This window comes from Sporosarcina sp. Y1011 (assembly GCF_057669885.1).
On the sequence record NZ_JBYHFP010000013.1, the window covers coordinates 60,712 to 84,867 of the forward strand.

At 41.4% G+C, this 24,156-nt stretch carries 22 protein-coding genes and 2 pseudogenes; 7 read left to right on the top strand and 17 right to left on the bottom strand.

Translation table 11 applies throughout. The annotated features are described in order from the left end of the window. Window positions 1-51: 51 nt before the first annotated feature. On the bottom strand, window positions 52-1,236 hold the full coding sequence (locus tag AC25Y5_RS13730) for an acetyl-CoA C-acetyltransferase (protein WP_488140782.1): 1,185 nt from the start codon (window positions 1,234-1,236) through the stop codon (window positions 52-54). A gap of 35 nt (window positions 1,237-1,271) precedes the next feature. Beyond that, a complete protein-coding gene (locus AC25Y5_RS13735; protein WP_488140783.1) occupies window positions 1,272-3,656 on the bottom strand; it encodes a 3-hydroxyacyl-CoA dehydrogenase/enoyl-CoA hydratase family protein in 2,385 nt (794 codons plus the stop codon). A gap of 224 nt (window positions 3,657-3,880) precedes the next feature. Between AC25Y5_RS13735 and AC25Y5_RS13740 the strand changes: the two genes are divergently transcribed. The 3 genes from AC25Y5_RS13740 to AC25Y5_RS13750 all read left to right on the top strand — a co-directional run bounded on the left by AC25Y5_RS13740 (window position 3,881) and on the right by AC25Y5_RS13750 (window position 5,485). Beyond that, window positions 3,881-4,201, top strand: a complete 321-nt coding sequence (locus AC25Y5_RS13740) for a thioredoxin family protein (RefSeq protein WP_488140784.1) — start codon at window positions 3,881-3,883, stop codon at window positions 4,199-4,201. Window positions 4,202-4,232: 31 nt separating this feature from the next. After that, complete coding sequence (locus AC25Y5_RS13745) at window positions 4,233-4,778, top strand: STAS domain-containing protein (protein WP_488140785.1); 546 nt, start codon at window positions 4,233-4,235, stop codon at window positions 4,776-4,778. 191 nt (window positions 4,779-4,969) lie between these two features. After that, on the top strand, window positions 4,970-5,485 hold the full coding sequence (locus AC25Y5_RS13750; protein ID WP_488140786.1) for a cysteine peptidase family C39 domain-containing protein: 516 nt from the start codon (window positions 4,970-4,972) through the stop codon (window positions 5,483-5,485). 643 nt (window positions 5,486-6,128) lie between these two features. On the opposite strand, the gene AC25Y5_RS13755 is transcribed toward AC25Y5_RS13750, so the two are convergent. Then, window positions 6,129-7,016 (bottom strand): 5'-3' exonuclease, encoded by an 888-nt coding sequence (locus tag AC25Y5_RS13755; protein ID WP_488140787.1) that lies wholly within the window; start codon window positions 7,014-7,016, stop codon window positions 6,129-6,131. A 157-nt stretch (window positions 7,017-7,173) separates the two neighbouring features. On the opposite strand from AC25Y5_RS13755, the pseudogene AC25Y5_RS13760 reads away from it, so the two are divergent. Continuing rightward, window positions 7,174-8,268: pseudogene (locus AC25Y5_RS13760) on the top strand (NAD(P)/FAD-dependent oxidoreductase); the annotation flags it as partial. Window positions 8,269-8,406: 138 nt separating this feature from the next. Here AC25Y5_RS13760 and hutH read toward each other — a convergent pair. Beyond that, window positions 8,407-9,885, bottom strand: a complete 1,479-nt coding sequence (hutH, locus tag AC25Y5_RS13765) for a histidine ammonia-lyase (RefSeq protein ID WP_488140788.1) — start codon at window positions 9,883-9,885, stop codon at window positions 8,407-8,409. Window positions 9,886-10,177: 292 nt separating this feature from the next. Here hutH and AC25Y5_RS13770 point away from each other — a divergent pair, with 292 nt between their 5' ends. The 3 genes from AC25Y5_RS13770 (at window position 10,178) to AC25Y5_RS13780 (ending at window position 13,573) form a co-directional block, all read left to right on the top strand. Continuing rightward, the gene (locus AC25Y5_RS13770) at window positions 10,178-10,885 is read left to right on the top strand and encodes a hypothetical protein (RefSeq protein ID WP_488140789.1); all 708 of its coding nucleotides are present in this window, start codon (window positions 10,178-10,180) and stop codon (window positions 10,883-10,885) included. A 221-nt stretch (window positions 10,886-11,106) separates the two neighbouring features. Next, complete coding sequence (locus AC25Y5_RS13775; protein ID WP_488140790.1) at window positions 11,107-12,624, top strand: glycine betaine uptake BCCT transporter; 1,518 nt, start codon at window positions 11,107-11,109, stop codon at window positions 12,622-12,624. A 256-nt stretch (window positions 12,625-12,880) separates the two neighbouring features. Continuing rightward, window positions 12,881-13,573 (top strand): ZIP family metal transporter, encoded by a 693-nt coding sequence (locus AC25Y5_RS13780; RefSeq protein ID WP_488140791.1) that lies wholly within the window; start codon window positions 12,881-12,883, stop codon window positions 13,571-13,573. Window positions 13,574-13,726: 153 nt separating this feature from the next. On the opposite strand, the gene AC25Y5_RS13785 is transcribed toward AC25Y5_RS13780, so the two are convergent. The 13 genes and pseudogenes from AC25Y5_RS13785 to AC25Y5_RS13845 all read right to left on the bottom strand — a co-directional run. Next, window positions 13,727-14,224: an LURP-one-related/scramblase family protein gene (locus AC25Y5_RS13785; protein ID WP_488140792.1), complete on the bottom strand. Its 498-nt coding sequence runs from the start codon at window positions 14,222-14,224 to the stop codon at window positions 13,727-13,729. 120 nt (window positions 14,225-14,344) lie between these two features. Continuing rightward, the gene (locus AC25Y5_RS13790; protein ID WP_488140793.1) at window positions 14,345-14,812 is read right to left on the bottom strand and encodes an immunoglobulin domain-containing protein; all 468 of its coding nucleotides are present in this window, start codon (window positions 14,810-14,812) and stop codon (window positions 14,345-14,347) included. Window positions 14,813-15,010: 198 nt separating this feature from the next. Further along, a pseudogene (locus AC25Y5_RS13795) lies at window positions 15,011-16,267 on the bottom strand (replicative DNA helicase). 3 nt (window positions 16,268-16,270) lie between these two features. Then, window positions 16,271-17,050: a conserved phage C-terminal domain-containing protein gene (locus tag AC25Y5_RS13800; protein ID WP_488140794.1), complete on the bottom strand. Its 780-nt coding sequence runs from the start codon at window positions 17,048-17,050 to the stop codon at window positions 16,271-16,273. A 405-nt stretch (window positions 17,051-17,455) separates the two neighbouring features. Continuing rightward, window positions 17,456-17,869, bottom strand: a complete 414-nt coding sequence (locus AC25Y5_RS13805) for a DUF4275 family protein (RefSeq protein WP_488140795.1) — start codon at window positions 17,867-17,869, stop codon at window positions 17,456-17,458. 150 nt (window positions 17,870-18,019) lie between these two features. Beyond that, window positions 18,020-18,727 carry an FAD-dependent oxidoreductase gene (locus AC25Y5_RS13810; protein WP_488140796.1) on the bottom strand — a complete coding sequence of 236 codons (708 nt, stop codon included), beginning with the start codon at window positions 18,725-18,727 and terminating at the stop codon, window positions 18,020-18,022. A 124-nt stretch (window positions 18,728-18,851) separates the two neighbouring features. Further along, complete coding sequence (locus AC25Y5_RS13815) at window positions 18,852-19,262, bottom strand: SRPBCC family protein (RefSeq protein ID WP_488140797.1); 411 nt, start codon at window positions 19,260-19,262, stop codon at window positions 18,852-18,854. 3 nt (window positions 19,263-19,265) lie between these two features. Then, window positions 19,266-19,589: an ArsR/SmtB family transcription factor gene (locus AC25Y5_RS13820; RefSeq protein WP_488140798.1), complete on the bottom strand. Its 324-nt coding sequence runs from the start codon at window positions 19,587-19,589 to the stop codon at window positions 19,266-19,268. Between the two features lie 623 nt (window positions 19,590-20,212). After that, entirely contained in the window at window positions 20,213-20,626 is a 414-nt protein-coding gene (locus AC25Y5_RS13825) for a DUF4181 domain-containing protein (RefSeq protein WP_488140799.1), read from the bottom strand. A 115-nt stretch (window positions 20,627-20,741) separates the two neighbouring features. Continuing rightward, a complete protein-coding gene (locus AC25Y5_RS13830) occupies window positions 20,742-21,095 on the bottom strand; it encodes a hypothetical protein (protein ID WP_488140800.1) in 354 nt (117 codons plus the stop codon). Between the two features lie 103 nt (window positions 21,096-21,198). Then, the gene (locus tag AC25Y5_RS13835; protein ID WP_488140801.1) at window positions 21,199-21,378 is read right to left on the bottom strand and encodes a hypothetical protein; all 180 of its coding nucleotides are present in this window, start codon (window positions 21,376-21,378) and stop codon (window positions 21,199-21,201) included. Between the two features lie 53 nt (window positions 21,379-21,431). Then, on the bottom strand, window positions 21,432-21,785 hold the full coding sequence (locus AC25Y5_RS13840) for a DUF4181 domain-containing protein (protein WP_488140802.1): 354 nt from the start codon (window positions 21,783-21,785) through the stop codon (window positions 21,432-21,434). A gap of 1,109 nt (window positions 21,786-22,894) precedes the next feature. After that, on the bottom strand, window positions 22,895-24,156 hold a 1,262-nt coding region (locus tag AC25Y5_RS13845), incomplete at its 5' end, for a collagen-like protein (RefSeq protein WP_488140803.1).

Genomic DNA, 24,156 nt, shown 5'->3' on the forward strand with positions numbered 1-24,156 from the left:
TTTCCTCCTTTTAATCTTGAAAGATTGTATGTCAGATAGCTCCAGGAGCCCTTAGTTTTTCTGTAATAATTCAAACACGCCCGCTGCGCCCATTCCGCCGCCGATACACATTGTAACTACTCCGAACTGTTTACCTTGTCGTTTTAATTCACTCATCATGCGTATTGTTAATATCGTTCCTGTTGCGCCAAGTGGATGCCCAAGGGAGATTGCTCCGCCGTTGAAATTTACTTTTTCGATATCAAGGTCTAAATGGCGAATAACTTGAAGTGATTGAGACGCAAACGCTTCATTCAACTCCCAGACATCGATATCTTCAATTGAAAGTCCTGCCAGTTTAAGCGCTTTTGGTATTGCCACGATTGGGCCGATGCCCATCAATTCAGGAGGCACGCCGCCCACTGCAAATGACAAGAACTTCGCGATTGGTTTCAAGCCTTGTGCTTCAGCCACTTCACGGTCCATGACAAGTACAGAACTTGCTCCGTCCGATGTTTGTGATGAGTTCCCCGCAGTAACAGTACCTGTCACTGAGAATGCCGGATGCAATTTAGCCAATCCCTCCACGCTTGTTCCGTGACGAACGCCTTCGTCCATTTCAAACATGAACCTCTTCTCGCTATACTTTCCGTTATCATCTACAGAACGTTTCACGATTTCGACGGGTACGATTTCATCATCGAATTTCCCAGCTGCAATCGCCGCCCCCGCTTTTTGGTGGGATAAAACAGCAAATTCATCCTGGTCTTGACGCGTAATGCCATATTTCACCGCAACTTGCTCAGCAGTGTGACCCATGCCCATATAATACTGAGGAGCCGTTTCCGCTAAGTGCGCATTCAGTCTAATTGTATTTCCCATCATGGGCACCATACTCATTGACTCGACGCCACCAGCGATAATTGCTTGTGAAGAGCCCAGCATTATACGCTCAGCCGCATAGGCAATTGACTGTAGTCCTGATGAACAGTACCGGTTTATTGTAATGGCAGGCGTCGTATCTGGAAGACCTGCAAGTGCGCCTATATTGCGAGCAACGTTCAATCCTTGTTCCGCTTCAGGCATTGCACAGCCAATGATTAGGTCGTCAATTGGCCCGTCATAACCACCCGCACGTTTCAATGTTTCTTTAATCACAAGTGCCCCTAAATCATCCGGGCGTACTGTTGCAAGTGTGCCTCTGCCCGATTTCCCAACCGGCGTCCGTGCACCGGCTACTATTACTGCTTCACGCATTGAATTTCCTCCTCTTTGCTATATACAATCCAACATTAATTGCGCAGTGGTTTGCCTTTTACGAGCATATGTTGCATACGTTGCTGTGATTTCGGTTCCGCCACAAGGCTAAGGAACGCTTCACGTTCAAGATCCAACATATATTGTTCCTCAACAAGTGTTCCGTATGGCACTTTTCCGCCCGATAAAACAAACGCCAGCTTCTTCGCAATTTTCAAATCATATTCACTGATATAACCAGATAAGAACATGCCTTCTGCACCTAACAGCATCGTCGCATAACCAGAATCACCTGTAACAGGGATTTTTTCACGTTGAGGCGCTTTATAACCCATATCAAATAATGCAATTGCTGCCTGTTTCGCATCATAGATTAAGTGATCAGCGTTAACACTGATACCATCCGCGAAATCAAGGAAGTTGTTTTCACGTGCTTCTTCACCCGACGCGGAAACTTTTGCAGTTGCAATGGATTCGAATACTTTGTTAGCAACAAATTGATAGTCAATATGGACGCCATTCGGCAATCCTTTCAAATGTTTCGTATATAGCCCGACGTTTCCTCCACCACCTGGTATCAAACCTACACCAGCTTCTACAAGCCCCATATACGTTTCCATTGAAGCTTGAATATGCGCGGCTGGCAGACAAACCTCCGCCCCGCCCCCAAGCGTCATTGCGAACGGCGCAGCGACAACAGGTTTTGAGGAATATTTGATTTTCATCATGGCATTTTGGAATGAACGTATGATGTAATCGAGTTCAAAGATATTATCATCTTGTGCTTCCATAAGAATCATCCCAAGGTTTGCGCCTACGCAGAAGTTTTTGCCTTGATTTCCGATGACGAGTCCTTTAAAGTTCTTCTCCACTTCATCCACAGCGAAATTGATCATTTGAATGATGTCGGGACCGATTGAATTCGATTGCGAATGGAATTCAAGAAGTGCCACACCATCGCCAAGGTCGATTAAACTAGCGCCAGAATTCTTTTTGATGACACCGTGTTTTTTCTTATAGCGTTTCAAATCGATGTCTTTTTCATTTACTGGAACAAGCTGATAATCCTCACCATCAAAGAAGTAGAGTTCGCTGTCTTCTTCTTTATAAAAAGTTTCATAGCCTTTAGCTAGCAAACTTTGAACGAAGGAAGGTATTTCATAGCCTTCTTCCTTCATTCTAGTAACGGATTTTTCAACACCGATTGCATCCCATATCTCAAAAGGCCCTTGCTGCCATCCAAAGCCCCATTTCATGGCATTGTCGAGTGCCACGATATCGTCTGCAATTTCACCGTGCAATTGTGCCGAATAGAGCATTGTCGGAGCTAGGATGTTCCAAAGAATTTCTCCTGTACGGTCATCCGCATAGACAAGGGTTTTCACCTTACGAGCAAGCCCTTTTTGTTGTTTTGCCATTTCAATAGAATGCGTTTTCAATTTTTTAGCCGGACTATATTCAAAGGTCTCCGTATCCAGTTCAAGAATTTCTTTTCCTTGTTTCAAATAGAATCCTTGTTTCGCCTTAGCACCAAACCAGCCGTTTTCAATCATTTTCTTCATAAATGGCGGCAATTCAAATACCTTTTGCTCTTCGCCCTCTGTTTTATCGTAGACGTTTTTAGCTACATGCATGAAAGTATCTAGCCCTACAACGTCAAGCGTGCGGAATGTAGCCGAAGTAGGACGACCAATTAAAGTCCCTGTAACCGAATCGACTTCACCGATAGAAAACCCACGTTTTTCCATCTCACGCACCGTGATTAGAAGACCATACGTACCTATCCGATTGGCGATAAAGTTAGGTGTGTCTTTAGCGATTACAACTCCTTTTCCAAGGACATCTTCCCCAAAACGAGTCATGAACTCAATGACTTCCGGAGCTGTTGTACTAGCCGGAATGACTTCAAGTAATTTCAAGTAGCGTGGTGGATTGAAAAAGTGCGTTCCTAGGAAGTGCTTTTGGAAGTCTTCCGAACGTCCCTCTGCCATCGCTTCAATGCTGATACCTGATGTATTTGAAGTGATAATTGTGCCTGGTTTACGAACCGCATCTATTTTTTCATATAACCCTTTTTTCACATCCAGATTTTCAACAATTACTTCTATAATCCAATCAACGTCTTTTAATTTGTCTAAATCATCTTCAAAATTTCCTGCTTCTATGAGAGACAGATTGCTTTTCTTAGTCAGTGGCGCAGGTTTTTGTTTCAATAGTTTCTGTAATGCGCCTGCTGCAAACTTGTTACGTACCCCGCTACTTTCAAGTGTCAGCCCTTTAGCCACTTCCTCATCAGTTAACTTTCCAGGAATGATGTCGAGTAGCAGGACGGGAATCCCAATATTTGCGAGATGGGCTGCTATGCCCGATCCCATGACGCCTGAACCTAAAACTGCCGCTTTTTTAATTTGATAAGCCACGTGTAAAGCCTCCCTTTTCCATTTGAATGAACACTCATTCATTTTATGGGCAAAAAAAATAGAAACTACTTCTATGACTCTTAGTGTAAAACACATTCACCATTTTCGCAATATTTAAATCGACTTTTCTCAATTTAAACGTTACCCTAACTACTCGAAACAGATTATTACCAGTCTACAGTGATAACGTTGTACAATATACCTATGAAGGAGGCTAATAAATTATGAAATCAATTACAACAGTAGAACAATTTAACGAAGTTATTTCAGGAGATTCTAAAGCACTAGTCAAATTCCAAGCAGGATGGTGCCCAGACTGCACACGTATGGATATGTTCATTGATCCAATCGTTGAAAAGTATGACACATACACATGGTATGATGTAGACCGCGACGTGTTGCCTGAAATCGCAGAAAAATATGAAGTCATGGGTATCCCAAGTCTTTTAATTTTCCAGAACGGTGAAAAACAAGCGCACTTACATAGTGCGAATGCTAAATCACCTTCACAAGTTACTGATTTTCTAGATAGTGTAAAAGCTTAATCAATGAGTATGTTACAAAAGCGGTGGACAAATGTCTATCCGCTTTTTTGTTTTTAATAGACCTTTTTACCATTTGAAGTATAATAGAGTAAACGGTATTGAGGTGCGTACATTGGATTACGAAAATGAAATTTCACAGCTTAAAGCTAAAATTGCATCTTATGAAAAAATTCTACTGAATACAGCCACACCGATCATTCCATCAATCGTCGAGAATACCATTCTGATCCCTATTTCAGGACATACCGATAAACATCGTTTTGATTTAATACGCACCTGTGTCCTCTCCTATATTGAAGAGCATAGAGGCACAATATGTGCGGTATTCGATTTTACCGGGGTTGGTGCGAAGGATGTAGATGAATTTGATTTTAATCTCCTTACTCTTGAAATCAATCAAATCGACGAAACCTTAAAACTAATGGGTGTTCGTCCAATCTTTGTCGGGTTCACTCCACGTATTGTCAGGGAAGTTGTTCATGCTGGCATTCACTTGGATATTGAAACCTATGTGAATTTCAGAACATCTTTAAAAGTATTGTTATCAGAAAAAGGACAAACACTTCATACTTGCTGATGAAGTGTTTGTCTATCAAGCAGATGAAGGGCTTGGGAATGCTCTTGCGAAAGGTACAAATGTAGACGTTCAAAAATACCTGTAATATATTCATAAAGTGAAGCTGTCTCCTTGTAGACTGCTTCTTTTTTTGTCGGCTGTCTCTAGATTGTTTCCGAAAAACTTGCGTATAATTGCTTGAGGAGGTGTGTATGGTGAAAAAAGTGCTGAATGTGATTGGGATATCACAATATGATACTGATATTAAAGAGTCATTCCGGGGTTCTGCATGTGGCCCCGTCACTGCGCGTGTTCTGATGGATCAGATTTCCCCAGATGCATACCCTAATGACATAAACGACTTATATAAACTTCTTGGAACAACAAGAATCGGACTTTTAAAAAGACATTTCATCCGTAATATGCGCAAACTAATTGGAAATGATTGGCATGTAGTTGAATGTAGTATTGATGAAGTGAAAAGACAAATCGATAATGACCGACTTGTTGCCGCGAAGTTTGATAAATGGTTTAATTTGCGTTGGCGTGGCAGTTTTGAATTCGATTATCACTGGGTACCTGTTATCGGTTATGAAGATTTAGGTGATGATATTACTCTATTTATCCATGATAACGGGGGAAGGAATCGGAATAGTCGCGTCCGGTCAGTTTCCTACAATCGAAACCGCCCGATTTTATCTTTTGTAAAAATTGAACCTAGAGAATAGTGAGTTCAAAAAGCTCCGATTGTGCTGAGAAAGGCTTGAAAACTTATATTTTCACTGGATTGTTTTCGGCCCGCTTTCGGCGAATTAATCAGGACAATTTTACCGGGAGGGCAAGCGTTGCAAGGAGTGACTCTGTCACTCCTTGCAACGCTCTTTTCGGTTTTACTGTCCTGATTAATTGCCTGTCGCGCTCCTACAATAATCGAGTGAAAAATGCAGTTGCTCTGAAAGAAAAAAATAGATGACATTCTATAAAGAGTGTAAGTGCCCGAAGATGAAATTTCGGGCACTCTAGCACGTTGTACATAGTATTTTCTTCTAACTTTATAAGTAGGTGACACTTTCCTAAATTGAAAATAGAGAAACTATAATAGAAGGTTAGAGCGGTCAAAATTGTATCTTTGACCGCTACTCTCCAGGTAAGAAGCAAGCAATGCTTTCGTCCAAAAAAGCTTCAGCACTTCATGTACTTATATTTTTGGAGAGCGACGGATGAACAACCACCATACGATTATCGAAAAAAGTAAGTAGGGATGCGGCGAAGTCGCATCCCTACTTACTAAGACATCTCGATAATATTATAGAAGTTTGTTCAATCCAAAGCGAACCAAAAACAACTGTGCTCGTCGTGCATTATCTAATTCTACAAAAAGAGTGAATCTGCTTGTTTTAGAATCATCGAATACCCTTCTTTTTCTATCAATTCCCTCACTACATTATCATAAATAGGAATTTCCAACTCTTCAATCGAACCTTTCATTTCTACTTCACAATGAATTTCCGCCAGTTTTTTAGAAAGTAAAAGCATATCCATCTCTTCTTCTATTTTCTTCCGAATCGCAGGGGTCAGTTCATGGAGGGCATTAACCACACCTTCAACTGTCCCGTGTTCTTTAATCAGCTTAAGTGCAGTTTTCGGTCCAATTCCTCTCACGCCAGGATACCCATCACTTGTATCCCCTGTAAATGCTTTTGTGTCGATGAACTGGATTGGTGTAATTCCGTATTCTTCTATAAAACGGTCCTCTGTATAAATGTCGTAAATCGCATATCCTTTTTTCGTGAATGCAATTCGGACACCCGGTCTAAGTAGCTGAAGCATGTCTTTATCTCCAGTCACAATTGTGATATTCGCTTTATCACTCCACGTTTTTACGAATGAGCCAATTAAATCATCCGCTTCCATGCCAGGAACGCCATAGTTTTTCCAATTGATCATTTCGGAAACGCTTCTAGCCATATCAAACTGTGGCACTAGTTCCGGTGCAGGTGCGGGTCTGTTCGCTTTGTATCCTTCAAATAAATCATTTCTAAATGTTTGCGAACCCATGTCCCAGCAAACTGCCATATGTGTCGGTTTAAATAGAGACATAGCTGTCATCGTATGACGGGCAAATCCTTGAACCCCATTTGTTGGGACTCCCGATTCATTGGGGAAATAATGCCCCATAGCAGATGTTGCAAAAAAAGAGCGGAATAAGAGAGCCATTCCGTCTACTAGTAAAATATGTGGTTTTTCTTCAGTAATCATTAAAATTATTTCCCCTATCTGTCTCCCTATTCTTTCAAGACTTCTATCTATAATAGCATGCTTTCAATCTGTTGATTGCGGGTAAAGAGTATTAGATTACATATAGGAGGTTGTAAATATGCATATTCACGAAGGTTCTTTGTACTGGCCTGGAACCATGCCAATCCCCCCTGAACGAAAAAAGATAGAAATCGCGTCACATTATGATGTCATTATTGTAGGTGGGGGGATGTCGGGAGCTCTTTCAGCACTTGCATTGGCTGACAAAGGTCTGTCCATCGCAGTGCTCGACAAACGGCAAATGGCTACGGGCAGTACAATGGCGAATACGGGGTTGCTTCAATATTCAAATGACATCATGCTTCATCAGTTAATCGAACAAATCGGAGAAAAGGACGCTGTACGTTTTTATCAGTTATGTTTGGAATCAATGGAAGAACTAAAACAAACAGCTGAACGGTTGCCAATTGATCCTGATTTCATCAACCGCCCAAGTGTTTATTATGCAAGTGACGAAAATGATTTAAAACGGATTAAGAAAGAGTATGAAACATTAAAGATTTATGGATTTCCTTGCGATTATTGGAACGAAGAAGAAATCCGCAAGCATCTCCCCTTTTCAAAACCTGGGGCCATCGTGACATATGGCGATGCTGAAGTGAACCCCTATAAATTCGTCAATGGACTGTTACAATTAGTCGAGAAAATGGATGTCCATCTCTTTGAATATACGGCAGTGAATGGCGTAACCGAAGAAAATGGGCTGTTGCACATTTCTACATCCTCAGGTGAATTCCATACGGTTAAAGTTCTTTTTACAACTGGATATGAGACGCTTCCAGTAGGAAAACGGATTGGTGCTGACATTAACCGTTCGTATGTTATTGTTACTAAACCACTAGACACTTCCCCGATTTGGCATGAAAATGCGCTGATTTGGGAATCTAAGCGTCCTTATCTTTACATGCGGACAACAATCGACAATCGAATCATTGTAGGCGGGCTCGACGAGGATAAGCCCCAAGCTCCTCTTTCAAATGAATCAATTATGAAACGCGGTGAAAACCTAAAAAAACAACTAGAGGCACTTTTCCCAGAAATTCCGATTGAAATTGACTACGCTTATTGTGCAACATTTGGAGAGTCGCTAGATAACTTACCATTCATCGGAGAGCATCCGTCAAAAGGAAATCATTATTATCTACTTGGATATGGAGGCAATGGAACTGTTTACAGTATGCTAGGTTCAAAAATTATCGCCGCTATTATGACAGGCAATGCGAATCCCGATGCTCATATCGTACAACTCGAACGGTACGCAGACGCTTTAACCGGTGGACGAAGCGGAATTGCCTAAATAATGAACACGATAACAACTTGACTTACCCCTTCACCCAAGCAGAAATTGAGCGAGCTTTTCAATATCCGGCGTAAAAATACGATCTTCATCAATCGGACGCACGATTTTCAGCAATTGGTCGAACTTGACACGGGTTTTCGGCGCCATCTGTTCGGGCCCGCGGATATGACAACCTGTCATTGCACACAGTGCTTCAATTGCAAGGACATTTCTCGCATTTTTAATGATTTCATGTGCATGCCTCGCACCGATTGTTCCCATTGAAACATGGTCTTCCTGATTACCAGATGACGGTATCGAATCGACGGATGCAGGGTGTGCGAGTGTTTTATTTTCTGATACCAGGCTTGCGGCTGAATACTGCAAGATCATGGCACCTGACTGCAGTCCTGGTTCGGGACTTAGGAATGGCGGTAATCCTTCATTCAATTGCGGATTAACGAGCCGTTCGATACGACGTTCGGAAATACTGGCAAGTTCCGCCACCCCTATTTTCAAGAAATCCATCGCAAAGGCAATCGGCTGTCCATGGAAATTCCCCCCTGATACAACCGTGTCGCCATTATTAAAAATGAGCGGATTATCCGTTGCTGCGTTCATCTCAATCTCTAGTTTTTCTTTTACATAACCAAGTACCTGCCAGCTTGCACCGTGCACTTGTGGAATGCAACGAATGGAATAAGCATCTTGGACACGCTTTTCCCCTTGGATCGTAGTAAGAAGACTTCCATCTAACCAATCCAACATCCTCGCCGCCACATCTACTTGTTCAGGATAACCGCGTGCTTCATGTATGCTTGGATGAAATGCGTCTGTGATTCCATATAATGCTTCCATTGTCATAGCCGCTATCCACTCACTGTCAAAGGCAAGTGATTCTGCCTCTAAATAATTGACTATACCTTGTGCAGTCATCGCTTGCGTTCCATTTATGAGCGCAAGCCCTTCTTTTGCTTCAAGTACGATAGGCTCCATTCCATGCTTTTCCCATACATCTGCAGAAGGGGTATGCAATCCGTCTTGCCACACAAACCCTTCTCCTAGCAATCCGAGTGCTAAATGAGCGAGAGGTGCAAGATCTCCTGATGCACCGAGTGAGCCTTGCTGAGGAATGACTGGATGGATACGGTTATTCACCATATAAGCGAAGCGTTCCAGCACTTCAGCACGAATTCCTGAAAACCCCTTCAGCAAAGCATTCAAACGGAGAACGACCATTGCACGCGAAACGATTTCAGGGAACGCCTCTCCCATCCCACACGAATGCGAACGAATCAGGTGAAGTTGCAATGCTTTCGTATCCTTTTCATCGATTTTCACATCACTGAATTTGCCAAATCCAGTATTGATGCCATAAACAGTCCGGTCATCTCGCACAATTTTCTCGACAGCTTCACGACTTTTATGGACACGTTTCAATGCTTCACTGTTTAATGAAACCCCCACTTCTTTATAAAGTATTTCACTCATCTGATTTAGGCGGAGAGAGGAACCTGTTAATTCAATCATGTCACCCATCCTTTATCTAAAATTACTTAACCTAGTCTTATCGTACATGATTAAAACACATAAAGTACCACTTTTCAGAAAGTTTAGTCTATGCTAACAAGGCGCAGTTGTAATGAGGTAAAGCGTTGAATAAGAGAAAAAAATTCTCATTAATGGATGTTTAAAAAGTTCGGGAAAACCGTTGTCTATTTAGCTCTTTTTCCTCCCTTTTCACCAATTTTTAAGCGAATAGTCCACGCATTTCATTTGTTGTCGCATAGGATAAGGGGAATCGCTTGGAAGGAGTGGAAGAATGGTTAACATGCAACCAGGTGGTCAAGGGGAACAGCAATGGTTCCCGAGATTACCTGATGGATATGAAGGTAATCCGTCGCAAGGAATGCAGGGATATGAGAATCAAGGCTGGTCGCCAGGCATGGGTATGCCTGGACAGGGAATGCAAGGTTATCCTCAAGGTCAAGGGTTTGGTATGCCTGGATACTCACCAGGGCAAAGCGCTCAAGGATTCGGTATGCCTGGTTTTTCACCAGGGCAAAGTGGTCAAGGTTTCGGGGGACCAGGTTTCCCTGGGCAAGGCGGTCCAGGATTCGGAGGACCAGGTTTCCCTGGGCAAGGCGGTCCAGGATTCGGGAAGCCAGGTTTCCCTGGGCAAGGTGGTCCAGGATTCGGAGGACCAGGTTTCCCTGGGCAAGGTGGTCCAGGATTTCCACCCGGCCAAGGCGGCCAAGGACAACAGCAAGGACAGCGGGCCCCTACCTCACCACCTCCAAACCGGATACCAGAATATCCCAGTGCTTCATTGTTCGCAGTAGACCCCGGGGCAATCCGCCGTTGCCTATACCGCTACACTTTTATCTGGACATCGAGAAGACAAGGTTTTTGGTTCTTCCCGGTCTTCGTTGGACGGACTTCCGTTGCGGGCTATAGATGGCGCAGCAGACAAAGAAGATGGGAATACATGGGCATGGATCTTAACCAAATTAACAGATTTACCTGTTAGAAATGCACGACCTTCATACATGATTTCAACTTATTTTTCAAATAAAACATTTATATTCAACAAAGCGATTCCAATCGTCATCTGGAATCGCTTTTTTATCGTTTTTTTGTTTAACTTTGATTGTGAAAGGGTACTGATGTAGTGGTTGTAAAATAGGGATAATGGGTATGATTACTCCAAAAGACATATACAAAAACTCATTAGAAATTAGAGGTGATTTGATGAAAAAAGTATCTAACGTTTTTTGGATTACCTTAGCACTTGTAGTAGTGACAGTTTTATACGGTGCTATCTCGCCGGAAAGCTTCGAAATAGTTACTAACAATATGAAGAATTTTATCACATCATCGTTCGGTTGGTATTATCTACTAGTAGTCACCGGGATTGTATTGTTCTGTCTGTTCTTTATAGTCAGTCCAATGGGGCAGATTACACTAGGTAAGCCCGACGAAAAACCTGAGTATTCTCGTTTAAGCTGGTTTTCAATGCTATTTTCAGCAGGGATGGGGATAGGACTTGTTTTCTGGGGAGCAGCAGAACCTTTATCTCACTTTGCCATCAACCCAGCAACTGAACAACCAGAAACAGCCGCGGCCTTCCGCGAATCAATGCGCTTCACTTTTTTCCATTGGGGAATTCATGCATGGGCGATTTACGCTGTCGTCGCCATGACTCTTGCCTATTTCCAATTCCGTAAAGGAGAGCCCGGTTTGATATCTTCAACAATGAAACCGCTATTTGGAAAACGAATGGACGGTTGGTTAGGTACTCTGATTAATGTTCTTGCTGTTTTCGCTACAGTATTCGGTGTCGCAACGACACTAGGATTTGGCGCCATTCAAATTAACGGCGGATTAGCTTATCTATTCGATTTGCCCATCAGTTTCCCTATTCAAGTTGCCATTATCATTATTGTTACAATTCTGTTCGTTGCGTCTTCATGGTCAGGTCTGAGCAAAGGGATTAAATATTTGTCTAACATCAATATGGTTCTCGCATTAGTATTACTTGTCCTTGTTGTTATACTTGGGCCAACTTTGTTAATTCTCAATACGTTTACTGATACAATCGGCACTTATTTGCAAAACTTGGTGCGGATGAGTTTCCGGGCAGCACCTGTTGATGAAAGTCATCGTGCATGGATTAATGACTGGACCATTTTTTACTGGGCATGGTGGATTTCATGGGCTCCTTTCGTCGGTATATTCATTGCGCGTGTATCGCGTGGTCGAACGATCCGGGAATTCCTTGTCGGTGTCCTGATGTTACCAACCCTACTAAGCCTCTTCTGGTTTTCCGTTTTCGGTACGACTGCAATAGATGTACAAAAGAAAGGTACCGATTTGTCCGGACTAAAAACAGAGGAAACGCTTTTCGCCGTTTTCAATGCGATGCCAATGTCGATGACGCTATCGATTATCGCAGTCATTCTCGTTGCAATCTTTTTCATCACTTCCGCAGATTCTGCAACCTTCGTACTTGGAATGCAGTCGACATACGGATCACTTAATCCGCCGAATACAGTGAAACTAACATGGGGGATTGCTCAGGCTGCTGTTGCCATGATTCTACTCTCTGCTAATGGACTAACTGCACTTCAGAATGCATTAATCATAGCAGCATTGCCCCTCTCCTTTATCATAATCCTTATGATGATCTCGTTTTATAAGGCGCTTGATATAGAACGTAAGGAGATGGGGCTGATGGTAAGGCCTTACTCGAAGAAGCGGAAAAAGTGATTTTGAATAGCTAACGTTAATCAAAAACTCAATCAGTTAGTAAGGCTATAGATAGAACCTAATTCATATTTGAATTAGGTTCTATCTTTTTCTACTTATTTGGTACGTAGGAACAATTCAACTTTCTCTATTTTATTATTTCGTTTCAATCTAACAATATTCCCACTTTCCTAATGACTTGATCATACATAGTCGGTAGGTGCATATATTTCATAGAGGGAGATATTAAAATTTAGAAGGTGGGAGATTGATAGAGGTGAGCGCGATATTACTTGGTGGGTTTCTTTTTTTCAGTGTAAGCATCGGGGGTGGGATTGCTTGGCAGGTATCAAGATACTTCCGAAATTCAACCGCGGGATTATCTCTATTATGCGGGGGATTTCTATTAGGATTACTCGCACTTGACATCATTCCAAGCACGTTAATAATGTACAAGCCATTTGGCATTATTCTTGGCATACTAATTGGATATCTATTTTTCCTAGTCATTCATAATTTAATGCATACACTTACTATTCAAACGCCATCAGCACTCTTGCTGATGATTGCTTTATTGATACATACAATCCCGCTAAGTTTAACCATAGGAAACTTGTTGGAGAATTCGACAATTGGCATCACGATTACAGCTTCAATTATTCTTCATCATATTCCGGAAGGTTTCGCACTTACTACTGCCCTTCTTTCACAAGGAAAAAAACTATGGTTATTACTTTCTTGTTTCCTCACTTTATCCATTTTCTTCGGCCTATTCATATGGATCGGACATTACGTGAATCTCACAACAAAAGAGCAAAGCGTACTAATGGGTATTTCCATTGGTCTGATCGCCGCTACAAGCATCAGTGAATTTGTCTTACATAACATTAAAGTTGTTCCGTTCAAAATCTTTACAATGTACATTCTTATGGGTTATCTACTGAGCACTCTATTTCATTTGTTGCTTTAATTTTTGACAATCAAAAAAGACGACCTCAACTACACTCAGATAAAATCGTCTATAATTTCGAGTAGCAGCTTCTAAATTAATTCAGAATATAAGAACCCTTCACTAAACTACGTTGCTCAGAAGGTTTGTCGGAATGACACTTTAATGGTCCTGTTACACCCCGCCCCCAGCCGCAGCAGCAGACTGAGCCGCTTTTGCGCAATCAATTGCCACAACGAGCGCCACGAGTAGTGGTTCCATCTCAACATCTAGAACTTCCAACTCGTAGCTATCGCCCCATGTGAACCACTTTTTACTGACAGCGCCAATCAGTTCCCCATGTCGGTACACTTCGAAATCCATATCCCACCAATTTCCCTGTACTACTATTCCTGCCGCATCAATTGAATAACGCGCTTTTAAAAAGGAAAATTCCTTTTTTATCGTTACCGTTTCTTGGCCGTGTACTTCGGCAAAAAAAGTCGGTAGGAAACTAAACGTTTTTTTGGTGATCATCGCCACTTCTTCCAAAGCCACATCCATAATCGAAAACGTCTTCGGTATTTTCATGAAGCTTCCTTCTACGAAATACACTTCATTCTCTTCTGCATCCTTCACCGAAAACTTGCCACTCAAACTAAATACCTTTTGCTTGATATACAACTGTCTCATGCGATCCCTCCTCGTACTAGAAGACTCTTTTCAGTTAAACCCGTTATCTCTAATACGTATCGGATGACAAAACGTTTCACTTTCGCCATAGAATAAGAGCAAAACATTTAGTCTTACTACTCAATCCCGTATCCGCGCCAATACCCGCTCCCCCGCCCTGGCATGTCCTAAATAATACGGATACGAGACAACTTTGTTGCGGTGGAAATATAATACATTCACAGCATCCGTTTCATCGAAATGAAAAAGCTTCGGCATTAAATAGGAGGCATTCGTCAATCGTTTTGGCGTCTCTCGGAACAAGTCCTGATGGAGTGCGTGCGCTTCCAAAACATTTTCACTGAAATAAAATGCGAATCGATCTGGCATTGTTGTTTCGGCAACGTACAGCTTAATCTTGCCAATACGTAACTGATTTCGTGCAACCATTTTCGAAATCGACTCGTCGTCATAGTCGATGGCATCCAGTCGCTCGGAATCTTCCTCCACTCTAACTTTCCCTTCGGCAATTGCCCAAAAAGTCCGATGTGCCAAGTGCACCATGTCCATTTCAATCGCCAACTGAAACACTTCTTGTACAGTTACCATGTTCACGCCATCCTTTCTTTTAGCTTAGGTAGTTATAAAATCTCGTACCGAGAGTAAATTAGTACAAAGTGATTTGCCGTCTAGGCTCCGGGCGCCAGCCTCTCGGGACATAAGCAATTCAGCTATGTGGCAAAACCCGCCACGTCGCTGAATCGACTTATGCCTGTCGAGGCTAGATGGCGCCCTACGCTTTTGATATTACCAATCGATGTTATGGAGAATGCCTGTTTCTTTCACATAACGGACAGTTGCTGTTCCTGTGGGTCCGTTGCGATGCTTTAATATATTTATTTCTAACAGGCCCGGATTGTCTGTTTCTTTATTGTAGTAATCGTCGCGGTATAAAAATCCAATTACATCTGCATCTTGTTCAATATTGCCCGAGTCGCGTAAATCGCTCATGACGGGCCGTTTGTTATCACGGATTTCGACACCACGGTTTAGCTGGGATAGACAAACGACAGGACAGTCAAATTCTTTTGCCATTTACTTTAAATCATTGCTGATTTGCCCTACGACTTCAGTCCGGTTATAGCTCGGGGAGTCGCCACGGATGATTTGCAAATAATCGACGAAAATAATCGGTTTTTGCTTCGGCTCCGTATGTATCATTTTTCTTGCTGCGGCACGCATTTGGGACACTGTAAGTCCGGCGCGATCATCAATATGAATATTCGCTTCGTCCAATCTAGTGAGTGTCGGGAGCCAGTTCGATTTTTGCTTGTCAGTGAAATGTGTGTAAGGATTTCGCATACGCAGTCGGTTATAGCCGCCCGTTATCGCGATGAACCGGTCAATCATCGACTTTCTGCTCATCTCTAGCGAAAATATAATCGGTTTATACCCCGCTAATCCTGCATGGAGCGCGAAATGGTTCAACGTATCAGTCTTTCCCATCGACGGTCTCGCAGCAATGACGATTAATTCGGCAGGCTGAAAACCGTCAAGCAATTTGTCCACATCATGCAATCCAGTCGGCACGCCAGGTACATGCTGCATTTCTTCATAAGGCCTTTCACCCATCCGTACCAAATCCATTTTAATGTCCGCATCGAGTCCTGCACTGCCTTCCTTTTCTAAATTCTCAAACGCTTGTTGAATCGCTGCAATTTCCCAATCCCCCTCTTTCGCCTGTATGAAGATTTTGTTTTTTTCACGGTTTTTCCATGCCTCACGCATCATGTCTATATAACCGTCAAACTTCGTCGGGCTTGTGAAATTCGCCAGTTCAGCCAAGTAATTTGCACCGCCAAGTAACACGGGATCCATCATCGTCAGGAGCGTCACATAGTCGACGGGACGTTTTTTTGCCAATAACGTTCGCATGCACCCATAAATATTTTTGTGGATGTGACTGATGAAAAATTCTTGGTTCACATCACTATCGACGATTAAATAATTCTCCGAGAGCATCGTTCCTAACACACTTTTTTCAATCTGCTCATGTCGCGTCATCTGTTATGTCTCCCCTTCGTTAAAGTCTAATTCAAATGGCTTTGGCGGACTGCTGCTTTCTGGCAAGTCACTGACCCTCGATTCTTGCAAATAGTTTTCAAAATTCGTCGCATTGAACAACGTGGAAGGGCGTAAATACTTCTGCATGTGTGAATCATTAAGCCATTCCTTAGCCTTCGTGTCTATGACATTTTTGCAATCCGCCACTGTGTACCCTTCGCTGAAACGCCCTTTCACCAATCGTGCAGTCGCCTTCGAAGATGCTTTGAATTCCTTGTTGGTTTTGTCATTCAAATAGTCAATAACAGACACAACGTCGAGATCGTTCTCGACAATTTCTTTCTTAATACTCTTATACTCTTTGGTTATTGCTAGGGGCAAATTGCCGTCAGTAGTGGGGGCAATTTGCGCTTCCTCTTGAGCTGAGTTTGCGGTCGGCGATGGCGCAGGTTGCACCGGCTGACTTTGCAGCATTGTATAATCAATGCGGTACCATTTGGTCTTGTCCATTTTCATCCGATTGTACGATGCAGTCGAAATAATATAGCCGCTGTCTTCCAGTCTACGAATCGCTCTTTTAATCGTATCTACAGACCAAAATGGGAACTCGTCGTTTTTCCACTCTTCGTATGTTTTGTAAACCCACTTATGCCCACCCCGCACATTTGGCGAGATGAGCGATCTAAAATGCAGTTGCTGCAGTAAAATGGCCGCGTTTAATCCAACTTGCATCGCAAGCGACGGAATTACTTGAAGCGGTGACTCGTTGATTAATAAATTCATTACAATTCCTCCTCTGGTGAATGATGTGCAAAAGCGCAAGCGCCTGGTCAGGGGCGACACTTAACAAATAGTTTGTTCTTCCAACATCGCTTTGTCGCTAGATTCGTTCGTTATACTAGTATGATATACCTCCTAGTCTAGTCCGAATAAATAGTGCCGAATATATAGCGAGTGTTTCTTGACGACAGCAAGGCGTCTCTTGCTTAGACGAACGATGCCTTCACACTATATATAGACAAAAACTTCAGAAAAGTGGACAACTAGTGAAATTATATTTTTGTTCACATTGGTAATGATTGTGACGTTAAGGATTTTGAAAGATAAAAAAGCCTAACCCCTCCGTATCTTGAACGGGGAATTAGACTTATGATTTTTAACAATCGCGTCCGATTGTAGAAGTGAATTTTAGGGTCTTTGAATAAAATATGGTCCAATCCAGCCATTTTCATGCGTTATCATAAAGGTCCAGTTATTTTCCCAATCCATAACGTAAATGTCTCTGTAATCCATATCCCAATCATCGTATGGCAAGTCCTTCACTTTAAGATTTTTAGCATTTTGAACTAAGAATGCTTCATTCTTGAATTCATAAAAGATCGTGCATTGATTCTTTTTTTGCCTTTCGAATGCTTTTATTGCCTCTTCCTTTTCAAGACATATCACCTTTTCGTAACTGCAAAGGTGCCATAAAAATGATTCCATATATATTTCCTTTTGTTCTTCATTTGTTAGATGACCAGCAAAGTTTGCTAGCCATTTTCCTCGTAAATAGCGTCCCCACTTCGGTATTTCCAATACCTTTAATTCTTTATTTTTCATTTTAATTAACCTCTCTCAACAAGTATCAAGTGATAATTATTCAGCAAGACCAACTTTATACTTTCTCGTATTTCTTATTCGCAATCTGGCCCGATTCTGGCACAAATTCTTAGTTAGCTAAAGCGTCCGATTGCGTGTATTTTTTTTTTGTTAATACCCAAAAAAAGCATCTTTTTTGATATCTCGCTTTGGAATATTATTATTTAGTAAGTGAGTAGAAATTGCATCCACCATTGACTTCGGTCCCGCGATATAGTATTTACCACTGTTCTTATATAAGTTGGTAAACTTGTCTATCTCCTGATGTAATTCATCCCTTGAATCAACGTAAGTTACACCTATTGAAGTATTGTCAGCAATTTCATCAAGTTCGCCTTTAAATATAAATGATTTATCGCTATCCAAATAAAGCAGATGTATTTTATTATCCCGTCCATTCTCTTCTGCCTCTAATTGTTTTAATATCGACCGAAATGGTGTTATCCCGATCCCGCCTGCAATCAGAAGTGAAGGACTGTTATCTTTAAGATAAAAACCCCCTACTGGCCCACTCATTTTAACTTGCATCCCCTGTTCTAATTCCAACATGGCTTTCTTAAAATCACTTGGTTGATCACTAATACGCATTGTTAGTCTAACCATATTCTCAGTGGGAGCAGATGCTATAGTGAATGGTCGTATAGGATTTTTTATCTTCTTATGGGTAATGTTAAACAGACCATGTTGCCCTGCTTTCCAGGTTAAACCCATCTCTTTTTCAAATAGAAAGGAATACACATCTTCAGACTCTTTATTGCTTTCTAAAAATAATAATACTCTCTTTTTGAATATTGATAATGTATCTTGAATAAAGCTCATGATTCTATTCTCCTTAAATCGAAAAACAGATCACTAATTGGCAATATGGACCATTTAGTGATCTGTTTAACGTTGCCTATTTTATACTACTTGAACCCATTCATTTAGTTGAAGCAAAATGCGGTTATTGTTCCAACGTTTTTTTGAGTTGCTCACCAAAATTCATCCAACTATATTTGGCTCCCTCAATAGCTCCTTTGGTTGCTTTTGTTTCCTCACTGAAACCAGTTTGTTCAAAATGCAAATGTGTAGCACCATCTGAACCTGTTTTCAATGTCCATGTAATCGTAGTGGTTTCTCCAGCACTTGCCCAAGTGTAAGACAATATACGAGGCTCCTCTACTTCGAGTACCTCACCATTAACGATTCCATCCCACCATTCATTTGGCTCAGAACGGAACTGAAACTTTTCTCCAACAACTGGTTTGAAGTCATTTTTCCATATCCATTTTGCTAGCATATCTGAATCTGTTAACGCCATCCACACTTGCTCAATTGAACTTGTAAATTGAAAATCTAACGTTACGTCTGCCATTGTCTATTCCTCCGATAATATTTTTTTTAAATGTGACACTTTTTCCATCCAAAAATTCTCGTAAAAGGATACCCAGTCTTTAATTTCTTGCAAGGGAGCCGCATTTATTCTATACCTTGTTTCCCTTCCAACCTTTCGAACGGTAACCAGACCAGCTTCTTTAAGGATAGTCAAATGTTTAGAAACTGCAGTACGTCCCATTTGGAATTGAACAGTTAGTTCGTACAAAGGTAATTCCCCTGCATCAGCCAACAAACGTAGCAATTTACGTCTTGTTGGGTCAGCGATGGCTACATAAACATCACGCTCTTGTTTTTTCTCGCTCATAACCTCCCCCCTTACGGATAGGACACCAATTAGTGTCTTTATTATATGTCACCAATTGGTGTCGCGTCAATGTTTATTATTAGCATAATCGCCGTAGATTTATTCACTCGTCATTAAGTAAATTCTTGAACCAACCTTTCCTGTTAGTACATTTCTTCACATTCCCCAATTTTCACTAATCACTACTAAACAACTAGTCCAAATCTAAAAGGGCACAGATCCTTAGTCAGGAAATGCGCCCTTTTGTTGTATAATTTCGAGTACCAGGTTCTAAAACAATTTAGAATTTGATGAGAACTTGGTACCCTTCACTTATAAAATCATCGAACCCACCACGCCTCTTCGCATGCGGACCAAAGTGGGTCATTTTTTTATATTTGGAGAAGCTTTAATTTGGTCCCTTCAGAAATACGTATTGTAAAACCAAACAGCCCGATTGAGGCGTCACCTCTTGTGTCCGGTACCCATGCAATTCAAAGACCTTTCGGAAGTAGTGCTTGAATTGATTATCACACAGTCACTGCATACCTATTCAGCAAGACCAACTTATACTTTCTCGTATTTCTTATTTGCAATCTGGCCTTATTGTGGCACATATTTGTTCAGCTATCGCATCCGTTTGTTTAAACGAATAATTCAAATTGAAATATGATTATTATTGCTATTAAAACTAAAAACATCTCCGTCAAAGTTAAAATAGAATGTTTTGGATACTGTGTATATCTCCACTCAAAAAATGCTCTTATCAGGTAGTCCAACACCGCAAAAATGATGATTGCAAATAAAATCAGGTAATTCAACTCTTCATCGAACTCTCCAAAATTAAACCACATTACACCAATTAGAACTATCATAGTAGCCATGGCGAAGAGTTTCAAACCCTTATCCACTTTCCGATGTAGCTCATTTATATGATTATATGAAAAGAACTCTTTTTTCACTTTCTCAATTTTGAAAAGCTTCCTCAGAAGAAGCTTAGCCATTGAAATACAAACAAAAACTAGTACCACGATCAAACCATATTTTATCCAAAACACAGAATCCCCTCCACAATCTGACCCGTTTATTATATATAGGTATAGGTGTATTTAAGTCATTCCTATCATCTCAAGGCGGTTTATTCAATAATCACGCCTGTTTGCTAAAAAACTACTAATAGAGTCCAGTACCGGATAATTGTAGCAATGTAAGAACTATGTATTTTTTACCGAGCGCATAATCATCAAAGTTTTTTTCATGGGAGATATAACCTCTCTCTCTAAAAAAGGTATACCATTTACCTTCTTCCTCAAAAAAATGGAAGCCTTCCGCCATAGAATATCTACTCGTTGAATCACTCTCTGGGATACCATTGATTGCGATATATTCATATACTTCTTCTTTACTAACCGTAAAAACTTTAGAGTACTTATGATGTCTCATATTTTTAACACCCAGAGTTTCACAAGCAAAATCTAATGCATTTCCATAAAGCAGTATCTTTATCTGCGTTTCTTTGTCAACCAAAAACATCAACTCCTTACAGGAAATTTATGCACTAACCTGCTACCACAGTTTAACAAAACATTGAAATACTTTCCTTAATGACCACTAATCATATTTGCACTGCTCAATCTTCTTTCCTGAAAAGGTCCTTTACAGTTACAACAAACAAGTACAGTGAAACGATAAGGAACAGAAGTGCAAATAATTTAGAAACCAAAATGTCTCTTCTCAAGAATTCACTAAGTGATATCCAAATAGCTAATAGGGATAACACTAAAACAACCGCATCCTTCTTCTTAGACATGACCCTATCTCCTAACGAACAATTTCGCTCCCGATTTCTTAATTAACATTAAATTAATCTGTTACCCCATAAGTAATCAATCCCAAAATAAATAAAACACAAGTTACAGCACTAAGAAGATATGTTTTACTTTCACTTGCGAAAACCCACTCCATTATGGTGCGAAAAGCAAACACAACAATGATACCCACAAAAATCAATATTCTAAGATGTAGGAATTCATTTACGACTATAATCATCACAATAAAACTAGTCCAATAGAGTATCCCCTCAACATACTTATGTAATTTGTTTACATATTTTTTATTTAATTCAGATTCCTCTATATTCAACTTTGTTATTAGCTTTCGAATGATAATTTGATTTAAAATTAGAATAGCAACTAAAATGGTGATAATGACTATCATTTTAAGTGTTCCCCCTATAAGCCATCCTCCTACTTCATTAGTGTAAATGGCATTTTTACATAATCTGACCTAAATGCTGAATAGGCGCATATCCTTAAACTCCGGAAATGCGCCCATTTATCGAACGATTTGATACTTATTTTTTTGGCATCGCAAATGTCACAAAGATATTCTTATTATTGATTTCCATAAATATTTAAATTTGACTACCTATTCCGACTATTATCTGTAATTATACGGTAGGGACTCGTTATTTACTACTTTTACTAATATTCTTAAGATTTCATGGTTGTTTCTATACTTGGTATCTCAAAATATTTTCTCAGCATTAACATAAACTGCTTCAAAATGATGGATGGGTGTCATCTTATATAATTCATGCATATCTATGTCTTGAAAGCCTTGGTTCGTAAGGGTCCATGATTATGAAATAAACTCAAATAAATAAATGATTGAAAGATAGAAAGAAAGAACCCTCTTACACTGCAATTGTAGCGGTGTAAGAGGGTCCCTATATTTTTCACGCTAGAAACCCTGTTTTATTCAGAAAAATGAAGTGAATCCATTTTGAGGCGAGTTATCCTGTAACTGTAGAATAAGAATGGGGTGATTTCATGAAAAAGATGTTTGGATTTCGTCATTATTTCTCCTAGTAAGCTATTCGAATGAATTATCCGAAGACAAAGTGGAAGAGATTGAAGCACCGGAACATATGGAAACAGGCGTCTTTTCAAATCATTTGTTTTATACGGAAGACTACCTTATCCGTTTTCTGAACCTAAGCTAATGATCAGCTTCAAATACTCGGATACCTTTTACAATAACTATTCAATCGAAGATTCTATAACTACATATTCAAAGAGAAAAGTCTTCCAATGCCGGAGATTTAATAGTCATTACACGTTATTAATTCTTAGATGTACCTTAATCATAGGGCTCCTCAGTCATTCGGATCTGCAAAATGTTATATTCTCCGTTAGATCCCTGTGACACCAATGTAAGAACTATTAAATTTCGACTTTCCTTCAACCTTGATAGTTAAATCGATGGCTTGAAAACTGCTATACGAGTTCACTCTGAATTTAAGAGAGCCCCATTTCTTTTCAAAACTAATTTAATTTTTTAATGATAATAGAAGCGTTTACGTTTGTTTGTGTGCCCCCTGCCAAAGTTTCAAGGGTAACTGCTGCAGAAGATGAATGGTTTCGAAGGGTAAGAACATCTCCGGATGCTATGGCGATTATAGCCTGACCATCGTTTTGCTGAGTGCCGGCACCTGAACCGTAGACTGTACCTGCAATCGGCGCACCATTTAAAAATAGTGTGAATTGGTTGCGTTGTACACCCGACACGGAGAAAGTAACCTCGTAGTCTCCCGGAGTAGTAAATAAAGTTTGTGAGGTTCCGGGGGCATGCGTAATTCCGGGTGTGATTCTTCCGTTTGAATCAAAAATGACAACAGCCCCTATAGCTACGGTTTGGGCAGCTAGGTTGTAAATATACCCGTATTCGGATAATCCACCGGCTGGTCCAGTATCTCCCTTAGGCCCCGCAGGTCCCGAAGGTCCCATATCTCCAGTATCTCCCGTAGGTCCGGCAGGTCCCGTATCCCCGGTATCACCCTTAGGTCCCGGAGGTCCCATATCTCCAGTATCTCCCTTAGGTCCAGCAGGTCCCGTATCTCCAGTACCTCCCTTAGGTCCAGCAGGTCCCGTATCTCCAGTGTCTCCCTTAGGTCCAGCAGGTCCCATATCTCCGGTATCTCCCTTAGGTCCAGCAGGTCCCGTATCTCCTGTATCTCCCTTAGGCCCCGCAGGTCCCGAAGGTCCCATATCTCCAGTATCTCCCGTAGGTCCAGCAGGTCCCGTATCTCCAGTACCTCCCTTAGGTCCAGCAGGTCCCGTATCTCCAGTGTCTCCCTTAGGTCCAGCAGGTCCCATATCTCCGGTATCTCCCTTAGGTCCAGCAGGTCCCGTATCTCCTGTATCTCCCTTAGGCCCCGCAGGTCCCGAAGGTCCCGAAGGTCCCATATCTCCAGTATCTCCCTTTGGTCCCGTATCTCCAGTATCTCCCTTAGGCCCCGCAGGTCCCATATCTCCAGTGTCTCCCATAGGTCCAGCAGGTCCCATATCTCCGGTATCTCCCTTAGGTCCAGTAGGTCCCATATCTCCAGTATCTCCCTTAGGCCCCGCAGGTCCCATATCCCCAGTATCTCCCATAGGTCCCGCAGGTCCCATATCTCCGGTAGGTCCCGTATCTCCCGTATCTCCCTTAGGTCCAGCAGGTCCCATATCTCCAGTATCTCCCTTAGGTCCAGCAGGTCCCATGTCTCCGGTATCTCCCGTAGGTCCAGCAGGTCCCATATCTCCAG